This is a genomic window from Agrilactobacillus fermenti, assembly GCF_047943045.1.
Lineage (GTDB): Bacteria > Bacillota > Bacilli > Lactobacillales > Lactobacillaceae > Agrilactobacillus > Agrilactobacillus fermenti.
Map to the genome: position 1 here is coordinate 2,116,849 of NZ_CP181347.1, position 20,292 is coordinate 2,137,140.

At 40.8% G+C, this 20,292-nt stretch carries 23 protein-coding genes, 1 tRNA gene and 1 other annotated feature; of the genes, 11 read left to right on the forward strand and 13 right to left on the reverse strand.

The genetic code is table 11. The features are described 5' to 3' along the window. Positions 1-161: 161 nt before the first annotated feature. The 4 genes from ACNAN0_RS10615 to map all read right to left on the reverse strand — a co-directional run bounded on the left by ACNAN0_RS10615 (position 162) and on the right by map (position 4,036). Positions 162-1,379, reverse strand: a complete 1,218-nt coding sequence (locus tag ACNAN0_RS10615; RefSeq protein ID WP_416353255.1) for a WxL domain-containing protein — start codon at positions 1,377-1,379, stop codon at positions 162-164. 114 nt (positions 1,380-1,493) lie between these two features. Beyond that, positions 1,494-1,670 (reverse strand): hypothetical protein, encoded by a 177-nt coding sequence (locus tag ACNAN0_RS10620; RefSeq protein ID WP_416353256.1) that lies wholly within the window; start codon positions 1,668-1,670, stop codon positions 1,494-1,496. Next, on the reverse strand, positions 1,643-2,956 hold the full coding sequence (locus ACNAN0_RS10625) for a hypothetical protein (RefSeq protein ID WP_416353257.1): 1,314 nt from the start codon (positions 2,954-2,956) through the stop codon (positions 1,643-1,645). Before ACNAN0_RS10625 ends, ACNAN0_RS10620 begins: the two co-directional genes overlap by 28 nt. A gap of 288 nt (positions 2,957-3,244) precedes the next feature. Continuing rightward, complete coding sequence (gene map / locus ACNAN0_RS10630; RefSeq protein ID WP_416353258.1) at positions 3,245-4,036, reverse strand: type I methionyl aminopeptidase; 792 nt, start codon at positions 4,034-4,036, stop codon at positions 3,245-3,247. A 376-nt stretch (positions 4,037-4,412) separates the two neighbouring features. Between map and ACNAN0_RS10635 the strand changes: the two genes are divergently transcribed. Both ACNAN0_RS10635 and ACNAN0_RS10640 read left to right on the forward strand, forming a co-directional pair. Continuing rightward, entirely contained in the window at positions 4,413-4,862 is a 450-nt protein-coding gene (locus ACNAN0_RS10635) for a flavodoxin (RefSeq protein WP_230912400.1), read from the forward strand. A gap of 4 nt (positions 4,863-4,866) precedes the next feature. Further along, positions 4,867-5,337 carry a GtrA family protein gene (locus ACNAN0_RS10640; RefSeq protein ID WP_416353259.1) on the forward strand — a complete coding sequence of 157 codons (471 nt, stop codon included), beginning with the start codon at positions 4,867-4,869 and terminating at the stop codon, positions 5,335-5,337. On the opposite strand, the gene wecB is transcribed toward ACNAN0_RS10640, so the two are convergent. Both wecB and ACNAN0_RS10650 read right to left on the reverse strand, forming a co-directional pair. Next, on the reverse strand, positions 5,338-6,480 hold the full coding sequence (gene wecB, locus ACNAN0_RS10645) for a non-hydrolyzing UDP-N-acetylglucosamine 2-epimerase (protein ID WP_330166057.1): 1,143 nt from the start codon (positions 6,478-6,480) through the stop codon (positions 5,338-5,340). Between the two features lie 194 nt (positions 6,481-6,674). Further along, positions 6,675-7,304, reverse strand: coding sequence for a TetR/AcrR family transcriptional regulator (locus ACNAN0_RS10650; protein WP_416353260.1), 630 nt, complete (start codon positions 7,302-7,304; stop codon positions 6,675-6,677). A 400-nt stretch (positions 7,305-7,704) separates the two neighbouring features. Between ACNAN0_RS10650 and ACNAN0_RS10655 the strand changes: the two genes are divergently transcribed. The 3 genes from ACNAN0_RS10655 (at position 7,705) to ACNAN0_RS10665 (ending at position 11,249) form a co-directional block, all read left to right on the forward strand. Next, on the forward strand, positions 7,705-8,937 hold the full coding sequence (locus tag ACNAN0_RS10655) for an aminopeptidase (RefSeq protein WP_416353261.1): 1,233 nt from the start codon (positions 7,705-7,707) through the stop codon (positions 8,935-8,937). Positions 8,938-9,007: 70 nt separating this feature from the next. Beyond that, positions 9,008-9,248, forward strand: a binding site (T-box leader). Between the two features lie 87 nt (positions 9,249-9,335). Beyond that, positions 9,336-10,715 (forward strand): branched-chain amino acid transport system II carrier protein, encoded by a 1,380-nt coding sequence (gene brnQ / locus ACNAN0_RS10660; protein ID WP_416354193.1) that lies wholly within the window; start codon positions 9,336-9,338, stop codon positions 10,713-10,715. 48 nt (positions 10,716-10,763) lie between these two features. After that, complete coding sequence (locus ACNAN0_RS10665) at positions 10,764-11,249, forward strand: NUDIX hydrolase (RefSeq protein ID WP_416353262.1); 486 nt, start codon at positions 10,764-10,766, stop codon at positions 11,247-11,249. Positions 11,250-11,324: 75 nt separating this feature from the next. Here the strand turns inward: ACNAN0_RS10665 and ACNAN0_RS10670 are convergent. From ACNAN0_RS10670 to ACNAN0_RS10690, 5 genes are all read right to left on the reverse strand, one after another. Beyond that, positions 11,325-11,398 (reverse strand) — tRNA-Arg (locus ACNAN0_RS10670). Between the two features lie 68 nt (positions 11,399-11,466). Beyond that, complete coding sequence (locus ACNAN0_RS10675) at positions 11,467-11,880, reverse strand: DUF3284 domain-containing protein (protein WP_230912394.1); 414 nt, start codon at positions 11,878-11,880, stop codon at positions 11,467-11,469. A 20-nt stretch (positions 11,881-11,900) separates the two neighbouring features. Then, positions 11,901-12,212, reverse strand: coding sequence for a PTS lactose/cellobiose transporter subunit IIA (locus ACNAN0_RS10680; protein WP_230912438.1), 312 nt, complete (start codon positions 12,210-12,212; stop codon positions 11,901-11,903). Positions 12,213-12,322: 110 nt separating this feature from the next. Then, positions 12,323-13,603, reverse strand: coding sequence for a DEAD/DEAH box helicase (locus tag ACNAN0_RS10685; RefSeq protein ID WP_230912393.1), 1,281 nt, complete (start codon positions 13,601-13,603; stop codon positions 12,323-12,325). Positions 13,604-13,629: 26 nt separating this feature from the next. After that, positions 13,630-14,625 carry a Gfo/Idh/MocA family protein gene (locus ACNAN0_RS10690; protein WP_230912392.1) on the reverse strand — a complete coding sequence of 332 codons (996 nt, stop codon included), beginning with the start codon at positions 14,623-14,625 and terminating at the stop codon, positions 13,630-13,632. Positions 14,626-14,728: 103 nt separating this feature from the next. Here ACNAN0_RS10690 and ACNAN0_RS10695 point away from each other — a divergent pair, with 103 nt between their 5' ends. The 6 genes from ACNAN0_RS10695 (at position 14,729) to ACNAN0_RS10720 (ending at position 18,849) form a co-directional block, all read left to right on the forward strand. Further along, a complete protein-coding gene (locus tag ACNAN0_RS10695; protein ID WP_230912391.1) occupies positions 14,729-15,106 on the forward strand; it encodes a DUF4828 domain-containing protein in 378 nt (125 codons plus the stop codon). A gap of 190 nt (positions 15,107-15,296) precedes the next feature. Then, positions 15,297-16,631 carry an APC family permease gene (locus ACNAN0_RS10700; protein ID WP_230912390.1) on the forward strand — a complete coding sequence of 445 codons (1,335 nt, stop codon included), beginning with the start codon at positions 15,297-15,299 and terminating at the stop codon, positions 16,629-16,631. An 11-nt stretch (positions 16,632-16,642) separates the two neighbouring features. Then, entirely contained in the window at positions 16,643-16,837 is a 195-nt protein-coding gene (locus ACNAN0_RS10705) for a hypothetical protein (protein WP_416353263.1), read from the forward strand. 12 nt (positions 16,838-16,849) lie between these two features. Next, a complete protein-coding gene (locus ACNAN0_RS10710; protein ID WP_416353264.1) occupies positions 16,850-17,785 on the forward strand; it encodes an SPFH domain-containing protein in 936 nt (311 codons plus the stop codon). 71 nt (positions 17,786-17,856) lie between these two features. Further along, the gene (locus tag ACNAN0_RS10715; protein WP_416353265.1) at positions 17,857-18,459 is read left to right on the forward strand and encodes a TMEM175 family protein; all 603 of its coding nucleotides are present in this window, start codon (positions 17,857-17,859) and stop codon (positions 18,457-18,459) included. 105 nt (positions 18,460-18,564) lie between these two features. After that, a complete protein-coding gene (locus ACNAN0_RS10720) occupies positions 18,565-18,849 on the forward strand; it encodes a type II toxin-antitoxin system RelB/DinJ family antitoxin (RefSeq protein WP_416353266.1) in 285 nt (94 codons plus the stop codon). Positions 18,850-19,219: 370 nt separating this feature from the next. Here the strand turns inward: ACNAN0_RS10720 and ACNAN0_RS10725 are convergent, their stop codons facing one another. After that, positions 19,220-19,531 carry a hypothetical protein gene (locus ACNAN0_RS10725; protein ID WP_416353267.1) on the reverse strand — a complete coding sequence of 104 codons (312 nt, stop codon included), beginning with the start codon at positions 19,529-19,531 and terminating at the stop codon, positions 19,220-19,222. Positions 19,532-20,089: 558 nt separating this feature from the next. Continuing rightward, complete coding sequence (locus ACNAN0_RS10730) at positions 20,090-20,290, reverse strand: hypothetical protein (RefSeq protein WP_416353268.1); 201 nt, start codon at positions 20,288-20,290, stop codon at positions 20,090-20,092. Positions 20,291-20,292 lie beyond the last annotated feature (2 nt).

The window sequence follows — 20,292 nt, forward strand, 5'->3', positions numbered from 1 at the left end:
TTTGTCTCACTCTCACTTTTTGTTTCGCGAACAATTAATTTTAAACGTGTTCCAAAGGGCAGCGCCTTTTGTCTTACTCTCAATATTACCGCACCCATAGGGAGCCTGTAAATTGAAGTTTGTGCGTGCATGGGGCTTTTTTTGATACTGTGGACTATGTGTCAATCGATTGTGTTTTGCAACGTCCAAGTCACATCAGCGTGATATTTTCCCGGTTTCAATGTGGCGCCCTCTGGTTGAACGATCTCAGGACCTTGGACTTGTTGCTTTTTAGTTGCTGGGTCTGACCACCAAACATTGTCAAAGTTCGTCAAACGATCATTTCCCAAAGAGGTCGACTGATCTTCAAGATTAACATAACGAGCAATTTCTTGTGGCTCATGGGAAAGCTTAATGACACTATTATCGTTCCGTAAATATTGCATCATAGATACAGGTAATGCAGTCGCATTCGCTGCTGCCGATTTAAAGTCAGATGCCTGCATTTGTAATTTCCAAACAGGATTCCCCGTATTATCCTCAACGATCAAGGGGTTATCCTCTGAAGCTATCTTATAAGTTGGTTGCTGTTTTCGGTTTATAGCATGGCGCCCAAAGTATAAGTCAGGTGTTTTGTTGAAACCAAATGTTCCTGGATTCTTGCGGTATGGAATCCAAACGCTTGGTAAGTCAGCCTTGAAGGTGCCATCTACCGAACTCGGCCAGTCACTACTTGTGCGTGGTAAAAGATCATACTGAGCATTGGCGGTGATAATTGGGTTCGGAAAATAGGTCTTATTCGTCAAATCATAAGCCTTACCCTTGATGCCTACCAGTGTCTTAGGTGGTAACAGATCGGTTTTATTGCTATCTGCCAAGTCATAGTAATGTAAAGTTGTGTGTACATTTGCTAACACATGAATGATTTGAATATTGGATATTTTATTAGGTGTCCCATTGTCAAAAGCATATAACGTGATCGTATGTCCGTCCGTACTCTCAGAAGCTAATGTTCTTAAATCCTGTTGATTATCGATCACTGGCACACTTTTTGACGATTGTGGGCCAGGAAACGGAACCCAATTCCGCGCGGTATTGTCATTCTCTCCCAAGGTAACGGTCGTTAATTGTCGCGTTGGATTCGCAGCGGCGGTACTAGGCTTGATATCTTTATCGATCGCATAATAAATTGAAACTTGTGAACTATCAATATCTGAAACGGAACCGCTCATTTTGATCGGTGGTAATGTTGTTTCGGTTAAAGCATGATTGTACTCCAAATTATCCATCGTGGTCCGCAACTGGGGCGCACTGGCATCAGTGGCTGAAGCGGTGAACCCAAAGGATTGACTTTCACCACCAAAGGGAATGGCCCCAATTTGGTTCGGCGACCAGAGCATTACAATCTCTGAATCGCCATTATTAAAGGAAACATCATCTGGATTGTGTCCCGTTGTATTCTGATCTGGATCTGTTGGAGACGTAAAAGGATCCGCATCGTAATTATCTCCCGCCTACCCAGCAGGTCCAGTGGTACCGGAAAAGTCAAAGCTCATGCGATAAGGTTCCCCTGAGTTTTGAAAATATAAGCCTTTAGGTTTGCCTTTGTTAGGGCCATCGTGCACCAAATCTGAATAGTAAATAGGCACAGAATCTGTACCATTTAAGTCTGTATCATATTTACGATACATCCATAAACTTGGCGTGGTGATGCCCTTGCCGGAACTATCCGTACTATAGTTGATAATTTCTGTTTAATTGTGACCGCATCGTTACTTTGCGAAACTTCCAAGACCAAAAACATGCGTAAACGCAGATTCATCCCACTGCTGGGGTCAGTATCAAATTGAACTAAAATTCGATTGGGGTCATTAGGATCTCTTTGCACCAACTCATGACTAGCAGGATTTAGTTGATTTGCCCTGTTTGGCACACTGCTATCTGCTCCATAAAATAAATTAGAAACTCCGGCCCAAGTAGCAATTTTATCCCCCCTAAACATGGTATCAATTATGCTATTTTCATTAGCTTTGTCCAGCAAATTAAAATTAGGTATTGCCGTACCAATTGGATCCGCCGAAACTGATGGATTCGTATCGTCAACACTGTCACTGCCGTTATTTAACATAAATTGTAAATTATATTGGCTACTGATATTAAGGCTCACAAGGGGACTCATCACATAATTCCGCCAGATACCAATGACTGCCGTGTCTGTTTTAACCGGAGAAGTAGTCGTTTTGATACCGAGTTTCAATTGCGTCCCGGCACCGTTAGTTTTCATTAAGGCTTGATCTGTTAAAGTAAGACTAAGCTGGTGCTGGCTGCTATCATAGCTAAGACTCACATCTGCGGCCGTTAATTTGTCAGTGGTATCTGGTGTTTCGACGGTAAAACTCCCCGCTGTTAAACGACCCAAATCAGCGGTACTCAACTTAGTCAAATTTAGGGCATCACCAGTCGTATCTGTTCCAGACACCAATTTTACAGTCAGCGTTTTAGTGGTTAAATCCGTCAATTGATACTCACGATAGCTAGGGTTATTAGCTTCAGGCGGATTGGCATTTTTAAAACCTGCATAATCACTATCAGTTGCCGCCAATTCCGTTGAATGATCTACCTGACCAGCAGTCAAGGACGTGTTACTGACAGCAGTTGTCATCGTTGAAACAGAAGCCAAACTTTGCCGTAAAAAAGTCATAAAAGTCATTGCGCCAGCTGATATATTTTGCTGAGGCTGTATTTGTTGCGCTAGGACACTACTTGGTAAGGCCTTAGGCAAGGTTGGCAAACTTGACGTTGTCGGAATGGCCTTAGTATTGCTGACTTTTTGCACTACTGAACTTGAAGCACTAGATTTGGCTGTGGCAGCCAAGTTATCACTAGCTGCTTTGACATTCTGAGCTGGCAAAAGCAGAAATCCACACATTAAAATAATACCTAAGACAAATCTAATTCGCCTTCTACTATGTACCATACCAATCCCCCAAAAAAGAATCGTCTATCATTAGTAGAGCTTTCGTAAAAGTTAGTCCAATTCAACTTTAGATATATTTTTATATTATTTTTGTCACTTAGTTATTTTTAATAACCAAAATTCCGAATACAAAAAGGTGCGCGTGTTGCTTTTTGGAACACGTTTAAATTTAATCGTTCACAAACAAATAGGTGACTGAAAACAAAACTCACGTTTTATTTTCAGCCACCTGTTAATTACGGCTATTTATTATTCAAATGCGTTGATACTGCGTCTCTTTGTCTCATACTACAAATACTTAGCATCAAATTCCGGGTCTTGTGAGGTCAAGATTTTTGGACCGTCTTTCGTGATTGCCAGAGTATGTTCATACTGACAAGAAGGCGTGCCATCAGCAGAAACATAATATTCCCAAGTATCCCCAGGGACTACTTTGGGCGCAATCTCCCAAGTGCCCAAGTTAACCATTGGTTCGATCGTGATCGTCATACCTTCTTTAAGCCGTAAACCCTTGCCCGCTTCACCATAATGGGGCACATTAGGTGCTTCGTGCATGGTTGGCTGAATGCCATGTCCAATCAATTCACGCACATCACCCATATCGTTTTCGACTTCTACATATTGTTGGATCGCATGACCAATATCACCAATGCGGTTCCCTACAACTGCGGCGTCAATACCAAGGTACAAGGCCTTATGCGTGACAGCCATAAGCCGTTTGATATCATCACTAACATCGCCTACAGCATAGGCCCAGCAAGAATCACTTTGGTAACCATTCAATTCAACCGTCATATCTACTTTGACAATATCGCCATTTTTCAAGATCAAGTCTTTGCGTGGAATGGCATGGGCTACTTCGTCATTTACACAAACACAAGTGGCGTATTTGTAACCTTCAAAGCCCTTTTCAGATGGGGTGCCGCCATGATCAGTGATATATTTATCAGAAAAAGCTTCGATCTCCCAGCTAGAAATGCCAGGCTTGATAATATCACGCAAATGCTTATGCACATCTGCTAAAAGTGCGCCTGATTGACGCATGCCCTCGATCTCCCGAGGTGATTTAAGTGTGATCAAAATCTAAAACCTCCGTATTCTCAATTAATCCCTCATTTATTATATACGTTTTTTATAAAAGCACCAGTAGCCACCATTTAGCAAGCGCGCCGGTGCTAATAGCGAATTTCCAAATGGAAGGCCCACCATTTCTCGCGATTCTCGTTAGTGCTCGATCATTGAACGCCTTTTGTTGCTATTTCTTAAACGTGTTCCAAAAGGCAATGTCCTCCACCTAACCGCAAATCACTCAAATGGAAAGCCCGCCATTTCTCTTGATTCTTGTTAGTGCTCGGTCATTGAGCGCCTTTTGTCACACTCTCTTTATAAAAACTATCTTATTGGGAAACAAATTTGCTATAATGGCATTTGTAAACTATTCATTTGGAGGCATTTCATGGCTAGTGCAAAGATCGTCTATGCCAGTATGACAGGTAACAATGAAGAAATTGCTGGTATCGTAGAAGAAGCATTTGAAAATCTTGGTGTCGATGTGGATACCGTCGAGATCTCCCAAGCTGACGCGGAAGAATTCGAGGATGTTGATATTTGTGTCATCGCCACTTACACCTATGGGGACGGTGAACTACCTGACGAAGCCGTTGATTTTTACGAAGATCTCTTAGAGGAAGATTTATCCGGTAAGATCTATGGCTGCTGCGGTTCTGGAGATACTTTTTATGATGATTTCGGCAAATCAATCGATGATTTCGCCGCCGCATTCGAAAAAACTGGTGCCACCAAAGGAGCTGATGTCGTCAAAGTCGATCTGGCTCCAGAAGAAGATGACATTGAAAACTTAGAAAATTTTGCTAAGCAACTCGTTGAGGCTCAAGAGAATCAGTAATCTCATGGCTAAATTACGTCAATTTTATCTCAAGCATCAAGCATTCTTTTTATATATGATATTTGGCTTTTTGGGCTCGGTAGTCAACATTGTTTCTTATTGGCTGCTAGCTCATTTTTTTAGGCTGCCTTATATTCTAGCAAATTCAATTGCTTGGGTCTTAGGTCTATTATTTAGTTTCTTCACGAACAAATCCTTAGTGTTCAAAAGCCGTTACTCTGATAGTCGGGCTTTTTTCAAAGAATTTCTTAGTTTTTTGCTTTCGCGTATTTTTTCATTTTTCGTAGATAACTTAACCATGTTTATTGGTATCAGTTTGTTACATTTACCAAGTATTTGGGCAAAAATAATAGACCAACTGATTGTTGGTCTATTGAACTATGGTACCAGCGTCTTAGTCTTTCAAAAGGATAAACGTAAAATGCGCGCTGCTCTCGATCGCTCCCGCCGCCGATTTCAACAGAAGAAACGTTGATTATTGAAATGGTTTTGGTCGTTGGGTTGTCTGTTTGAAATAATAGCTCATTGCGTCAAGAATACGTTCAGCCGCATGACCATCACCGTATGGATTCTTGGCATTAGCCATCCGGTCATAGGCTGCTGAATCGTCTAAAAGTTCAAGCATACCAGCTTGGACTTTTTTTGGATCGGTGCCGACTAATTTCAAAGTCCCGGCGGTCACACCTTCTGGCCGTTCAGTCGTATCCCGTAAAACCAAAACGGGTTTTCCTAGTGATGGCGCTTCTTCTTGGACACCCCCGGAATCAGTCATGATAAAGTAACTCCGAGCTGCCAGGTTATGGAAATCCACCACATCTAAAGGATCGATCAAATGAATCCGGGGATGATTGCCCAAAATATCGTTTGCCGCCTCTTGAACAACGGGGTTCAAATGGACAGGATAGATAATTTCAATATCATCATGGCTTTCAACAACCGAACGCATGACTTTAAAGACCCGTTTCATCGGTTCACCTTGATTTTCACGGCGATGCATTGTAACCAAAATCATTCGTTTATTTGTATCGATCAGATCCAAGATATCGTGATGATAATCCTTAGAAACCGTCTGTTTTAACGCATCAATGGCGGTATTACCGGTAATAAAAATATGGTCTCGGTCGTGATTTTCTTGCAATAAGTTGGCTTCACTTTTAGTGGTTGGCGCAAAGTATAAATCACTCAAAACGTCCGTCAATTGGCGATTCATCTCTTCGGGGTAGGGTGAATACTTCTGCCAAGTTCGCAAGCCAGCTTCCACGTGACCAATTGCCACTTGATGATAAAAAGCAGAAATACTAGCCGCAAAAGTTGTGGTCGTATCACCATGGACTAAGACAATATCTGGCTGTTCTTTTTGAATGACATCATCTAATTTGACCAATACATGACTGGTAATATCACTTAACGTCTGCCGTGCTTTCATGATATTCAGATCATAATCTGGTTCAATATGGAAAATTTCTAAAACTTGATCTAGCATTTGTCGATGTTGGGCGGTGACAACCGTCACCGTTTCAAAACGATCCGCATTTTCTTTTAATTTCAAGACTAAGGGCGCCATTTTTATGGCTTCAGGCCGAGTCCCGAAAACGGTCATTACTTTAATTTTTTTCAACATAATTCTCCTGTATCCTAAATTTTATTCCCTATAATTATAACAAAGACAACCAACAAAAAAAGTAGCTGACCTAAAATGATACAAGTGCGAGCAAAGGCGTTTAAAATAAAATGATGTGCCTCTCAGAAATTAAATTTTTCAATCTAACCTCTGGGGGCACACCACTTGTTTCGTACGTATTATCTACTGCTTTAGGATTGTAGTTTACTCACCTTTTTGTTATCAAACTTCAGGTGAGATAGATTCATTTTAGAAGGTTCGCTATTCAAACGGTCATTTTCAATGAAATCTTGAATCTGTGCTTTAAGCATATTGATCATTTGTTCCTTACGAATATCGATATAACCAGCGGAAATCAAGGAAGCCATCCCTGTCGCAATGATCCAGCAGCCAGTCACAAGGTTGAGCTTGCGATCACGGGGCAAGTTATTAGCGGCTGGGTTATCATCTACTTTACTCAAGGCTAATTGATACGTAAAATCACGCATGGTATTTACGCCAAAGTGATCTTCTACAAAGACCGCTTTATATAAATTATTATTTGTTCTAGCCAAGTTGATATAAGAAAGTGCAACATTGATCAAACCATCATCACAATATTCCTGGTTGTACACTTCATTTACTAAATAATCTTGCATCCGTTTTAACACAGCATGTTTTAATTCATCCATACAAGAAAACTCTAAATAGATTGGTTGGGTTGAGCAAGACATCCACTTAGCAATATTACGGGCAGTGAAATTAGAAAATCCTTGATCAAGTACTAATTCAAATGCAGCATCTAAAATATTTTGACGTGTGATTGTTTTTTTACGAGCCATTATTTTCACCTTTTTCCTTTTCGAATGTGTTTTTACTAAAAAAAATAATAATTCAACTGCTACTCTATAATTATATTGTAGGCATTGTTTCTAGATAACACAATATTTTTTTGTTTTTTAATCTGTATTTGTGCATTTAATAACATGGTTTTTAATAGTAGTTATTAGGATTCATAATAGTATCTTGACACCCTCACAACCACTGTCATGCGCTTTCAAGCCCATAAATACTGTCTTATCGCTTTAGTAATGGGATAGTTATCATTTAAATTCACAAATTTTGTCTACCTAAATAGTTATTTAATCAGCTGCATCAAAGTACAAATTATTTTCGTTGTTTCGTAAAATCGTTATAATAATGTATTATTCATCTTATTTTAAGCAAAGTGAGGCTTACCCCATGAATCAAAATTTTGAAACACAATTAAAAAAGTATGCAGCTTTGATTGTTGCAACAGGCATCAATGTAAAACCAGGTGATACCGTTGTGATTCAAATCGCTGTCGACCAAGCGCCCTTAGCTCGCTTGCTGACTTCAGAAAGCTATCGCCTAGGTGCCGCTGAAGTCATTGTTGATTGGCAAGATACGACGATTACGCGCCATTTGATTAGTCAAAGTGATTTAACCCGATTATCCGCAGGTCCTGATTATCTTAAGGCAAAAATTGATTATTGGATCGCTCATAAGGCAAAGCGCATTTCGGTCATGTCAGCAGATCCGCAAGCTTTCGCTAAAGTTGATTCGAACCGATTAAACACGTATCAAAAAGCACTTGGGCAAATAAACCAACGGTTGCGGTCGATCACACAAAATAACGATGTGAGCTGGACGGTTGTCGCTGCTGCTAGTCCCGAATGGGCGCAACTTGTCTTTCCAGACTTAGCCACAACTGAAGCAGTCAGGGCACTATGGACAGAAATCTTTAAGACGACCCGCGTGGATCAACCCGACCCTGTTGCTGCTTGGCAGGCGCATGATACAAAACTTCATCGTAAAGCCGCTTGGTTGAATCAGATGCAATTTGACGCTTTACACTATCAAGCACCAGGCACAGATTTAACAATTGGTCTGCCTAAAAACCATATTTGGGAAGGTGCCAGTAGTGCCAATGCCCAGGGCGAAGCTTTTATGGCCAACATGCCGACGGAAGAAGTTTTTACCGCCCCAGATCATCGGCGCATCGACGGAACCGTGCACGCAACCAAGCCACTAAGTTATGCTGGTCAAATGCTGACGGACCTTAGCTTTACTTTTCGAAATGGTCAAGTAACCGCAGCAACTGCCAAAACAGGGCAAGAAATCCTTGACCAATTATTGCAAACTGACGCTGGCGCAAAAAGTCTAGGTGAAGTGGCTCTTGTGCCTGATCCATCCCCGATCTCCCAATCGGGTATCACTTTTTACAACACGCTTTTCGACGAAAATGCCTCAAATCATCTGGCTTTGGGTGCCGCTTATCCATTTTCAATTCAAAATGGTACTAAAATGAACCCCTTAGAATTACAGGCTGCAGGGCTAAATCAAAGTCTGATCCACGTTGATTTTATGGTGGGTTCAGCGCACATGAACATTGACGGTATCACTAAAACAGGTAAAACAATGCCAATTTTTAAAAATGGTGACTGGGCTTAAATTTTTTTATTAGAGCTTGACAAACGAATCTTCGGTGTTTATGATGTGTGTAACATTAAATAAAAATGAGAAATAAGCGTTGAAAAGGAGAGTAAATTAATCTTTGCTTTACAGGGAGACTTGACTAAGTGGAAACAAGTCAGCGGGATTGATTGAAAGTAGCCTTGGAGCGACAGATGCGACGATTCGAAGTATCTGATGGGTGTGCCCACTATCGCACTAATGTATCGCAATTAATGCCGTACATGACGCGGTGATCATCGTGAGGTGATCATGAATTTGGGTGGTAACACGTTTAAGACGTCCCTTGAAAGAGCAAAATCTTTCAAGGGACTTTTTTAATACTCTTTTCTCATTTTATCGTCATCATCCCATCTATTTTTCTCAAAGGAGCGACTATCATGACAGAATCAAAACTTAGTTTTAAGCATTATCTTATTATTGCCTCCATGCTTTTCGGGATGTTTTTTGGTGCCGGCAATCTCATATTTCCCATCCATCTAGGCCAGTTAGCTGGGAATCACTGGCTTAGTGCCGGTCTAGGTTTCCTAATCACCGGTACGTTACTACCCTTATTAGCTATCATTGCCATCAGCATTACCAAGAGTACTGGCATCTATGACTTGGCCCGCCCAATCGGACATAAATATGCTCTTTTCCTAATGATTTTGATCTGTGCCACCTTAGGTCCCCTGTTCGCCACCCCTAGAACAGCCACTGTCCCCTTCCAAATTGCATTCGCAAGCCATATCACCAAAGCACAGCAACCTCTGGCATTGTTCATCTATTCATTGATTTTCTTCGCAATCATTTTTTTCATCTCCCGCAAACCAGCCGGCATTATCGACACCATTGGCAAACTACTCAATCCGATGTTCTTAGCCCTACTCGCCATCATCTTTTTCATCGCTTTCACCCAACCCATGGGCCAAGCAAACCTGCAAACTGCTAGCACAGCGACCTATTTACACGGCAGCTTCCTGCAAGGCTTCTTACAAGGTTACAACACGATGGATGCCATCGCCGGTCTGCTCTTCGGGATTGCCATCGTCACAGCTATCCGGCATCTAGGTGCCAAAAACAGCCAAGACATCTCCTGGACAACGATTAAATCTGGTATTTTAGGTATTGGCCTTGAAGCCTTGATCTATCTCATTTTAATTTGGATTGGTGCGACCAGTTTGGCACATTTCAAAGTTTCAGCTGATGGCGGCATTGCATTCAACCAGATCACCAATCATTTCATGGGACTAACCGGTGAGATCATTCTCGGTATCATGTCCACTTTGACTTGTATGACCACCGCTGCTGGATTATCTACCTCATTTGCCGAAGCCCTCCATGAACGTTTCCATAAACTTAGCTATCAACAATGGAATTTCTTAACTTGTTTATTATCCTTTATCATTGCGAACTTTGGTTTAGATACGATCATTGCTTGGTCCACACCCATGTTGATGTTCTTATATCCTTTGGCAATCACTTTGATTATCTTAGCCATTGCCTCACCGCTGTTCGGTCGTGACCACCGTGTTTACCAATGGACCACTGCCTTTACTTTGATTCCCGCCATCCTAGACGCCTTAGCCAGCTTTCCGCCTATTATTTCTAAGAGTGGTTGGGCTCAAGCCTTGTTATCGTTGGATCATCAATTCTTACCCTTCGCCCAATATGGCCTAGATTGGTTTATCCCCGCTTTGATCGGCCTCGCTATTGGCCTATTGATCCACTTTACCACCGCCAAAGCACCCCTATCCGCTACCGACATGAACAACTAATCAGCTAACGCCATGTATGCTACAATATTCAAAAAAGGAGTCGCAAACATGGCAGATTATATTCATGATATTCGCGCAAAAGTAGGCCATATGCCCATCATTCTAAACGCCGTCGCTGGCATTATTTTGAACGACCAAGGCCAAATTCTTTTACAAAAAAGAACAGATACCCATAATTGGAGTGTACCTGGTGGTTATATGGAATACGGTGAAAGTTTCATCGACACATTACACCGGGAAGTCTTGGAAGATAGCGGCCTAGAAGTCAAACCAATCAAGTTGATCCATGTGTTTGACCAAGGCTTTACCAAGTACCCCAATGGTGACATCACGCAAGCCATCAGTGTCAATTACTTGGTCAAACCAATTGGCGGCACTTTGATCGCTGAACCCACCAACGAAACTCTAGCTATGGCTTACTTTGATCTGGACGATCTGCCGCCCTTGTTAAACCAACAAAATACCGACATTATGGCCTATGTTCGGACGCATTTAACGGAACTGCAGGCTTTGCTTAAAACCGCGGAAATTTAAAAATAGGACCTTCAAACGAAATGACTAGTTTGAGGGCCCTATTTTATTATTCGTATACTTTCAGCTAAATATAAATGTCCCCGGTCAGAATTGAACTGACGACCTACCGCTTAGGAGGCGGTTGCTCTATCCTGCTGAGCTACGGAGACAAAAAAATGGCAAATACTTATCATATTTTGCCATTCATTACCTTAATTGTAAAGATGAATCGTTCAGTTCAATAAGATTGTTCAATCTGAGTCCATACTTTACGCAGACTCTGTTTCTTCAACGTATCCGCAACAACCTGCTTAATACGATGTTTCGTGCGCTCAAAGACACTTGTACTAGCTGTCGTCTCAGAATACGTTAATTCAAAGTGCTTGGGATCTATCGTCTTTAACTGGTAGCTGATTGCCGTCCTGAGCCCGCCAACTTGCGACATAAAGCTATACTTCTGATTTGGAACAACTTTAATAATGGTGATTTTATTGTCCTGATTATCAGCAGTTTTCCGGATATAAGAGAGGCCTTGTAGTTCGCTGACTTGATAATCGCGACCCTTGTACCGCTTCAAATCATAAATGACTGGATCAACCAATGTTTTGAAGAAAAAATTTGCAGGTATATTCATGATTTGTTTAATTTTCATTTTTTATCACCTTAAATCGTTCACTGCTCTGACTGGGTGTCATCCACTTGATCTAATTTTGCATATAATTCAATGATCTCGGCTGCTAAATCACGATAGGTAATGGCATTCATCATATGATCTTGCGAATGGATCATCAACAAAGTGATATTTAGCGGCTCACCACTAGCTTCAGTAGTCAATAAAGCTGTTTCTTCAAGGTGGGCGTCATGAATGAATTGGTCAGCCTCCGCTAATTTAGCCTTAGCCTGCTCAAAGTCATGTTGTTTGGCAGCTTTAATAGCCGCCATGGCACTGCTCTTAGCATTGCCGCCATTGACGATCAAATTCATCACTGTATCTAAATTTTGTCGGCCTTGTGATTCGTTCGTCACGCCTGATCCCTCATTTTCATCTTAATTAATACTAATTTAATTTCATGTTTACGTTAATTATACACCGTTTAAGCCCATTTTGGACGACCTTTGTCCTTAGATTTTTTAGCCCGGTGTTTGTTGCGCTTATTTGCAGGTTTATTAGGCCTTGGTTGTTTGGCAAACGCCTGTTTTTTATGCCCTGTGGCGTGTGATTTACTATGATCTGGCTGCTCAACTGTCGTTGTTGCCGGCGCATCGGCTGTACTTTGCGGCTGATTTTGCAGCTGCCCTTGAACCAAATAAACTCGTGTCAAAGGCATATCTGCGGCAATTAATTGTTGAAGCTGCCGTTGATCGTGGGCATTGCCTAAATTCAAGACCGTCCCCTTCTTACCCATCCGACCAGTTCGGCCACTACGATGAATATAGGTTGCCTTATCCTCGGGAATATCAAAGTTGATCACGTGCGTTAAGTTATCAATATCTAACCCACGAGCAGCCATGTCCGTTGTCAGCAATAGTTTAACTTGATGCTTGCGAAAATCCTGTAAAGCATTTTTCCGAGTCATTGAATCTTTACGGCCATCTAAGACTAGTGTAGGTACATGCCAGTCGTTCAAGATATGACTCACTTTGATCAGCTGATTCTTTTGACGGAAAAAGACGATACCATAAAAGTGCTTATGTCGACTTAATTCTTTCAAAACAACCGCTTTTCCTTTTTCACTTGTCTGTAAGAATAAATGCTTGACTTGTGATTCAGCTTCAGCTTGCTGCCGAACATCGATCTTTGTCAGCGTCACGCGATTTTGCGCCGCAAATGCTGTGACATCATCAGAGGTCGTAGCCCCAAAAAAGGCAAATTGCAAAGTCTTGGGTAAATGGTCCACCACCATTTGCAGTTTTTCCCGGCCGTTATCAACCATTAAAGCATCGGCCTCATCAAAAATCACGGTCTGAAGATGTTTGGCTTTAACTTTACCTTTGTTCAATAACTCCATCAGCCGACCAACTGTGGCAATGAGCACTTCTGGTTTCTGTTTTAAATGCTCTAATTGCCGTTTGACGTTCGCATTTCCCGTTAGAACCGTCTGCTTCAAGCCAAGTGCTTGAACAAAGGGTGCCAAAGCACCGCGAATCTGATGGGCCAACTCCTGGGAAGAAACCAAGATGATTACTTGACCGCCATCGCCTGGCGTCAAACGTTCTAAAATTGGCAAACTAAATGCCAAAGTTTTCCCCGTTCCAGTTGGAGCCAACCCTAAAATATTTTGTTTTTGCAGTAACGGCTCATAAGTAGCCGCTTGAATCGGCGTTGGTTGCTTAAAACCAGCTCGTGCCCATACTTGAGCAATTGTTTCATTCATATTTAATAAAATGCCTTTCTCGTAAGTCAATTCATATCTGCTGGAAAAACGATCCCGGCAGAGGTCCGTAAATCATAAAGCGTTTGGTTCACAGCAACACTCAGCTGATTGAGTTCGGTAAATTGAGCGCGGTCTTGTTGTTGCATAATTGTCGCGAAAGCCTCAGCTTCATGAATCATTGGATTCGGACTCGGTTTTGTACTCAACGTTTGTCCGGCTGCTTTAGGATCTGTCTGCAAAGTCACTTGATTAAATTCGCCAGCATTATCAATGGTCAAAGTCGTCTTACCGCTATAAATCTCTGAAGGTAACGCCGACTGCACATTTTTACCAGTGATCAAAGTCACTTGAAAATCGCCATAATTAAGGAGCGCCGTTCCCCGAGCATCCACCCCACTATTGAGCATTACAGGGGCATATTGTACCGTTTTTGGCACCCCAAACCAACTTAAGGCATCATAAACCAAATAAACACCTAGATCTTGTAGTGCCCCGCCTGAAAACTGTGCAGAAAAGATATTTGGCTGCTTGCCAGCCAAGAAATCATCAAACCGCGAAGAATACTTCATATAAGTCAAAACAGCCCCGTCTTGATGATCAAAGGCCGTGATAGCAGCTTGCACAGCACGAAAATTAGGTTCATGAATATGGCGCGCTGCTTCAAAGTAATAAATATCAGGATGTGCAGCCAATAAACTTTGAATTTGTTTCATTTCATCAGGATTGCTAAAAGCTGGTTTCTCAACGATGACATGTTTCCCGGCAAGAATCGCTTGTTTTGTTTGTTCAAAATGCAAGGCATTCGGTGAAGCGATGTAAACCACATCAAAATCCCCTTGTTGGAAAAAGGCGGTCAGATCATCAAAATATTCAAATGATCCCGTATATTTCTCAGTAAATGCCTGAGCTTTGTCTAAGTGGCGTGAATAAATCGTTGTCAACTCGTAGGCTTTTGTAGCCAAAGCCGCGTCGATAAATTGTCCCGTGATCCAATTGGTACCAATAATTGCTAATTTTAACATAATTAACCTCCAACTTATCATTATTGTTCAAAAAACAAGGCTAAATTGATTGAGTTTGTGAATGGGCAAGTGCTATTATTTAGGGTGTAGGAGGATTGATGACATGGCCGGTATATTTAAAGAAGGTGCGCAATGGTTTAATGATTGGCATCAAAAGCGCAAGATTCGGCGCCAAAAACATCAGATTGGCAATGTTGAACCTGATTTTTCGACGATTTTTCGTGGAAAATGGGCTTTTGTAGACTCCCAGACCCAGCGCAAACATATCATGTTCATCAATTCCGATTTGCAAATCATCATTGATGGTAAATTACTAGAAGGTCACATCATCGGTTTGAATTCAGATTTGCTAACTTTCTTAGATCATTACGGCTTTCAGTTAAAAATCTTTGCGGAACATCAACATCCCATCAAGATTTATGATGAATCAAGCGGTGAAACTTATGAAATTGCAGATATGAATCAGCATCAAGACAACTAAACTCATGTCATTATTGTATCAGTTTCCAAGGCACAACTGAAATGATTTAATCCAGTACAGCTTATCATGCTGAGCTGGTGGAACACATTTGTATATTTATCCAAAAGGGCGAGGCAGTAAATAAAGATGTCTCGCCCTTTCTGGATATTTACCTGTATAATATAGCTTTAAATATATTTGAGGTGATCTAATGAAAGACAACACAGGCATGAAGCGCGAAATTGGCTTTTTCTCTGCCATGTCCACGGTAATGGGTATTGTGATCGGTGGCGGCGTCTTCTTCAAAATCGCAGCTGTTGCTGATAAAACTGGCTCCGCAAGTTTGACCTTATTCTCTTATTTATTCGCTGGTTTATTGACGATTGCCGGTGGCTTGACCGTTGCCGAACTTGCGGCAGCGATTCCTGAAACTGGTGGGGCTGTCAAATATATTGAATATGCTTATGGCAAATTGCCCGCCTTCCTATTGGGGTGGGCTCAGATGTTGATTTACTTCCCAGCAAATATTGCAGCGTTATCGATTATATTTGGCACCCAATTCGTCAATTTATTTGGTTTGACTACTCAATGGATCGTTCCTATCGCCATCTTTTGTGCCGGTTCCTTGTGGGCCTTAAATATGCTTGGTTCCAAAGTGGGCGGTGCCATGCAGTCAGCAACTTTAGTCATCAAACTGATTCCTTTGGCAATTATTGTTGTTGCTGGTCTATTTATTCAAAATCCAGTACAGGTTCAATTACTTCCCATTCAAGCCGGCGCACATCAAAGTTTCTGGCCCGCCTTTGCTGGTGGTTTATTGGCGACTTTGTTTGCCTATGATGGCTGGTTGAGCGTGGGTAATGTGGCGGGTGAGTTAAAACAACCTGAAAAGGATCTGCCTAAAGCTATTATTCTCGGTTTGATTTTTGTTACCGTAGTTTATTTACTAGTCAATAGTGCTTTCTTACGGGCCTTGCCGATTCACCAATTAGCTAATAATCTAAATGCCGCTTCCGAGGCAGCAATCCATATCTTCGGCAATCTAGGCGGGCGTCTAGTGACCATTGGTATCTTGGTTTCTGTCTACGGCACAGTTAACGGCTATACCATGACTGGGATGCGTATTCCTTATGCTTTGGGTCATGATGATCTGGTTCCTTTTGCGCATTGGTTTAACAAATTGACCCCCAAAACACGCGTCCCCATCAATGCCGGTTTATTCCAATTAGGTGTCGTTATTTTAATGATGTTGCTTGGCAGCTTTGACACCTTGACAGATATGCTGGTCTTTGTCATTTGGATCTTTAGTGTACTGATCTTCATCGCTGTGTTCATTCTCCGTAAAAAACGGCCAGATATGAAGCGACCTTATCGGGTTTTTCTTTATCCTGTAGTTCCGATTATTGCAATTCTAGGTGGTTTATTCATTGTGATCTCAACGATCATTACCCAACCAATTCTAGCTTTAGTTGGTATTGGCATCACAGTTGTTGGTATTCCAGTTTATTATTGGCATCAGCACACCCGCCTACAAAAGACTGATTAAGGAGGCCACAAATGTTAGACGAGCGTTTGATTGGTGAGAAGTTTATTACCAAATCAACTGAAATGAGTGGTACTGTCATGTTTTATGGTGTACGCTACCACTATAAGCTTCAGGAAAATGTGCCCATCGGCACCACACTTGTTGTTGTGGCAGTTACGCCAAGATATCTGTTAGTTCAACGCTATGAACCTAAGCTTGATTATTAAGGAGGTTATTTTATGTCCATTTTGATATGGATTGTTGCTATTGTTTTAGCAATCATTGTCCTAGCTATCGTCTTTTCGTCCTTTGCCATTATTCATACCGGTGAAGTTGGTATTGTGGAACGCTTGGGGGTTTACGTTAAGACTCTGGACCCAGGTTTTCACATGGTCGTTCCAGTCATTTATCGCATCACTCAAATTGTAAATCTAAAACAAATCCCCATGCGTATTGACGAACAAGAGGTCATCACTAAAGATAACGTTGTTGTCCGTGTTTCTGAAACATTAAAATATCACATCACCGATACCAATGCTTTTGTTTACAAAAACAAAGATTCCGTCATGAGTATGGTTCAAGATACCCGGGCTCAATTACGGGGCATCATCGGGAATATGGATCTAAATGAAGTCTTGAACGGTACAGAGCAAGTCAACCACTCATTGTTTGATCAACTCTCAGAAGTCACAGCCGGCTATGGTCTAAACGTGGATCGGGTCAATATTGACTCCGTTGAAGTCGACCAAGATATTCAAGAATCCATGAATAAATTACTCCGGGCTTCTCGAGAAAAAGAAGCCAATATTATGCAAGCCGATGGTTTGAAACAAGCTGCCATTGCCAAAGCCGAAGGGCAAAAACAAGCAGATATTTTGGAAGCCGAGGCCAACAAGCAAACTCAGATCTTACAAGCCCAAGGCCGTGCCGAAAGTCAACGCTTAATTGCTCAAGCCTCACGTGATCAAATCAATTACTTGAACGAAGCTTTAAAGGACAATGCGCCGACTTTCTTGCAGTATAAGAATATTGAAGCTATGGAGAAACTGGCCGAAAGTAAGGCTAATACGGTAATCATGCCAAACTCAGCAATCGATAGTCTCGGCAGTATGCCTACCATTGGTAAACTCTTTAATCAGACCAATCAAGAGAATACTACTGAAAATGACAAATAAGCCTATGTGTGCTTAAAAATAATGAACGTGGTTAAATTACAGACCACGTTCATTTTATTGGGGATATTTAATTGTTTAAAAATAAAATTTCACGTTTAGAAGCAATCTCTGATGGCATTTTCGCCATTGTCCTAACCATCATGGTTTTAGATATCAAAACACCAAATAATCTGGATTTTACCCATCTCCACGAGCTACCCACAGATATTATTTTGTACTTTATTAGTTTTGCTATTGTGGGTCAATACTGGGTCTACCATCAAGAGGTCACCGGTGTCATCACGAAACCCACCATCGGCTATCTCATATTGAACCTGACTTATCTTTGTTTTGTCTGTTTGACTCCCTTTGCAACGGGTTTATTGAACAACGATCTAACTTCTAGATTTAATGCGTTGATTTTTTCAACAGTTATTTTTGCCGTAGATCTGACCCAATATTTGATTTTCCGCTATGTCATCAATTATGCCCAAGCCCAGCGGTTGCCTTTGACCAATCACGACTTTGAAGAAAAGCGAGCCACGTTGATCATGACAATTTTAGCCATCATTTACATTTTAGTTGCACTCATTTATCCTATACTGCTCTTAGTCGTCATTTTTCTTGGTTTTCTTGTTCGTAGTTTGATCAGTCACTGGATACGTGCTCATCAGCAGCCTTCAAATCAGGACTAGTCATTTTGTTTATGTTAAACGCCGATTAGGGTTTTGATTGCTATTAGCTATCAAATGCAATCAAATATACTATAATTGATTTATAGAAAAATGGAGGTAATGATTATGGCAACGACGGCTAAAAAAGCCACAGGTGTTTTTACCAGAATTACACCTGAATTAGAGGCCCAAGCTGAGGAAGTTTTAGATCAATTACAGATTCCAATGTCAACAGCTCTAAGTATGTTTCTACAACAAGTCGTCAATCAAGGTAAAATTCCATTTGAAATTAAATCACCCGATAAAACTTTAGATTTTGATACTCTGACGAAAGAACAATTTGATTCGGAAATTAAAAAGGGCTTTGATGATTTTAAAAATGTTCAAACCTATTCATCAAGCCAACTTTGAACTGAATTAAATGATGTAAATAGCCTTGGTTAAAGTGAACTAGACGATTCAATATGCTAGTCAGGCTCGACGGTTCTTTGTCAATAATTACTGGTAAATACTTTTCATCATAATTGTGGAAAAATTAGATTTTAATTGGTTTAATTTTTTGTTACAGACAAATAATAGTCTAGGAGCCTTGAAATAGGTAACTTCATTAATGTAAAAAAATGGCACAAATATGAGGTGCTAGTGGGTTAACACCTAAAAGTATAGAACCTAAAAATGCCACCTGCCAACGCGATATAGAATCCACGTTCAAAGATGGCGAAGTAATTAAAGTTAAAATGTGAATAAGTGATTTATGGCACTCAGCTATTTTTACTAGGCATTATTTTATTGGCCAATTTCTAAATGGAGCAGAAGATTCTAAATTAATTTTCACCAATTCAGCAAAGACAAATTTATTTGTGGGTCGTGTTCCCCATCTAGGATTACTATGCAAAATTGCTTCAATCTTAACTATGTTCTGTATAGGAATAAATATCGACACATTATTGAAACTTCTTAATTTAGAGTTATTCTCATCCAAATCGTAACGAACAAGTTCAGCTGTTTTAGCAGAATGATTTTCAAAGGGAGCATCCCAAAAGCCGACATATACATTTCCATCATTCATAGTTATTCTAACTTTTTCACCCATCGGACTTGTCTTTAGCTGTTTAAACTCTATAGAACATTGTTCGACTATTCTCCCAGACAGATTATATCGAATAAGCTTCATAGGCTCTGTCCTTCCCCTTCAACCGCCTTACTCTTCGCACTCGATTCTACTCTAACACCTAAAAATATCCTTGGATCACATCACTATTACTTGTCCATTCCCTGTGTCGTTGAGTAATTTCAAAAATTTGTTGCCAAGATGCTGGCTTTGCAATCTGTTGTTTTGTAGCTGTTAAATTATCGAACCGCTGTCTAAAATCCAGACGCTGATATCATCATAACCGATCCACTAAAAGATAAATCCGACTATCTGATCTCAAAGTGATTTTAGAATTGAAATTTAAGACTGTTCGTTGTAAGTCACTCACAGTATTTCCTTCATTGTTTTATGATTCGTGGTAGTACCTTAATCATAAAATTTTAGAAAATCTGTATTTCACCCTCTAGGTGTGAAATACTATGATGAGAAAAAACGGCGTAGCTCAACGAGTTGCGCTTTTTTATATACATTCGGTGAATAATCTTGGGTTGATTACTACTAACCAATTAAATTAACAGATGGTGTCTCCTCATAGCCTTTACTGCCTGTTTGTAAAATACTATCAAAAAATACCATACTAAGTTGACTTAATGGATTTGAGTCAATATCTTGGACACGATTTGAGAGATTTTTTTCGATATTCCGATGGGCGATCATTTCATCACTTCGATCGAATATCAAACCCACACCGTTTGACATCT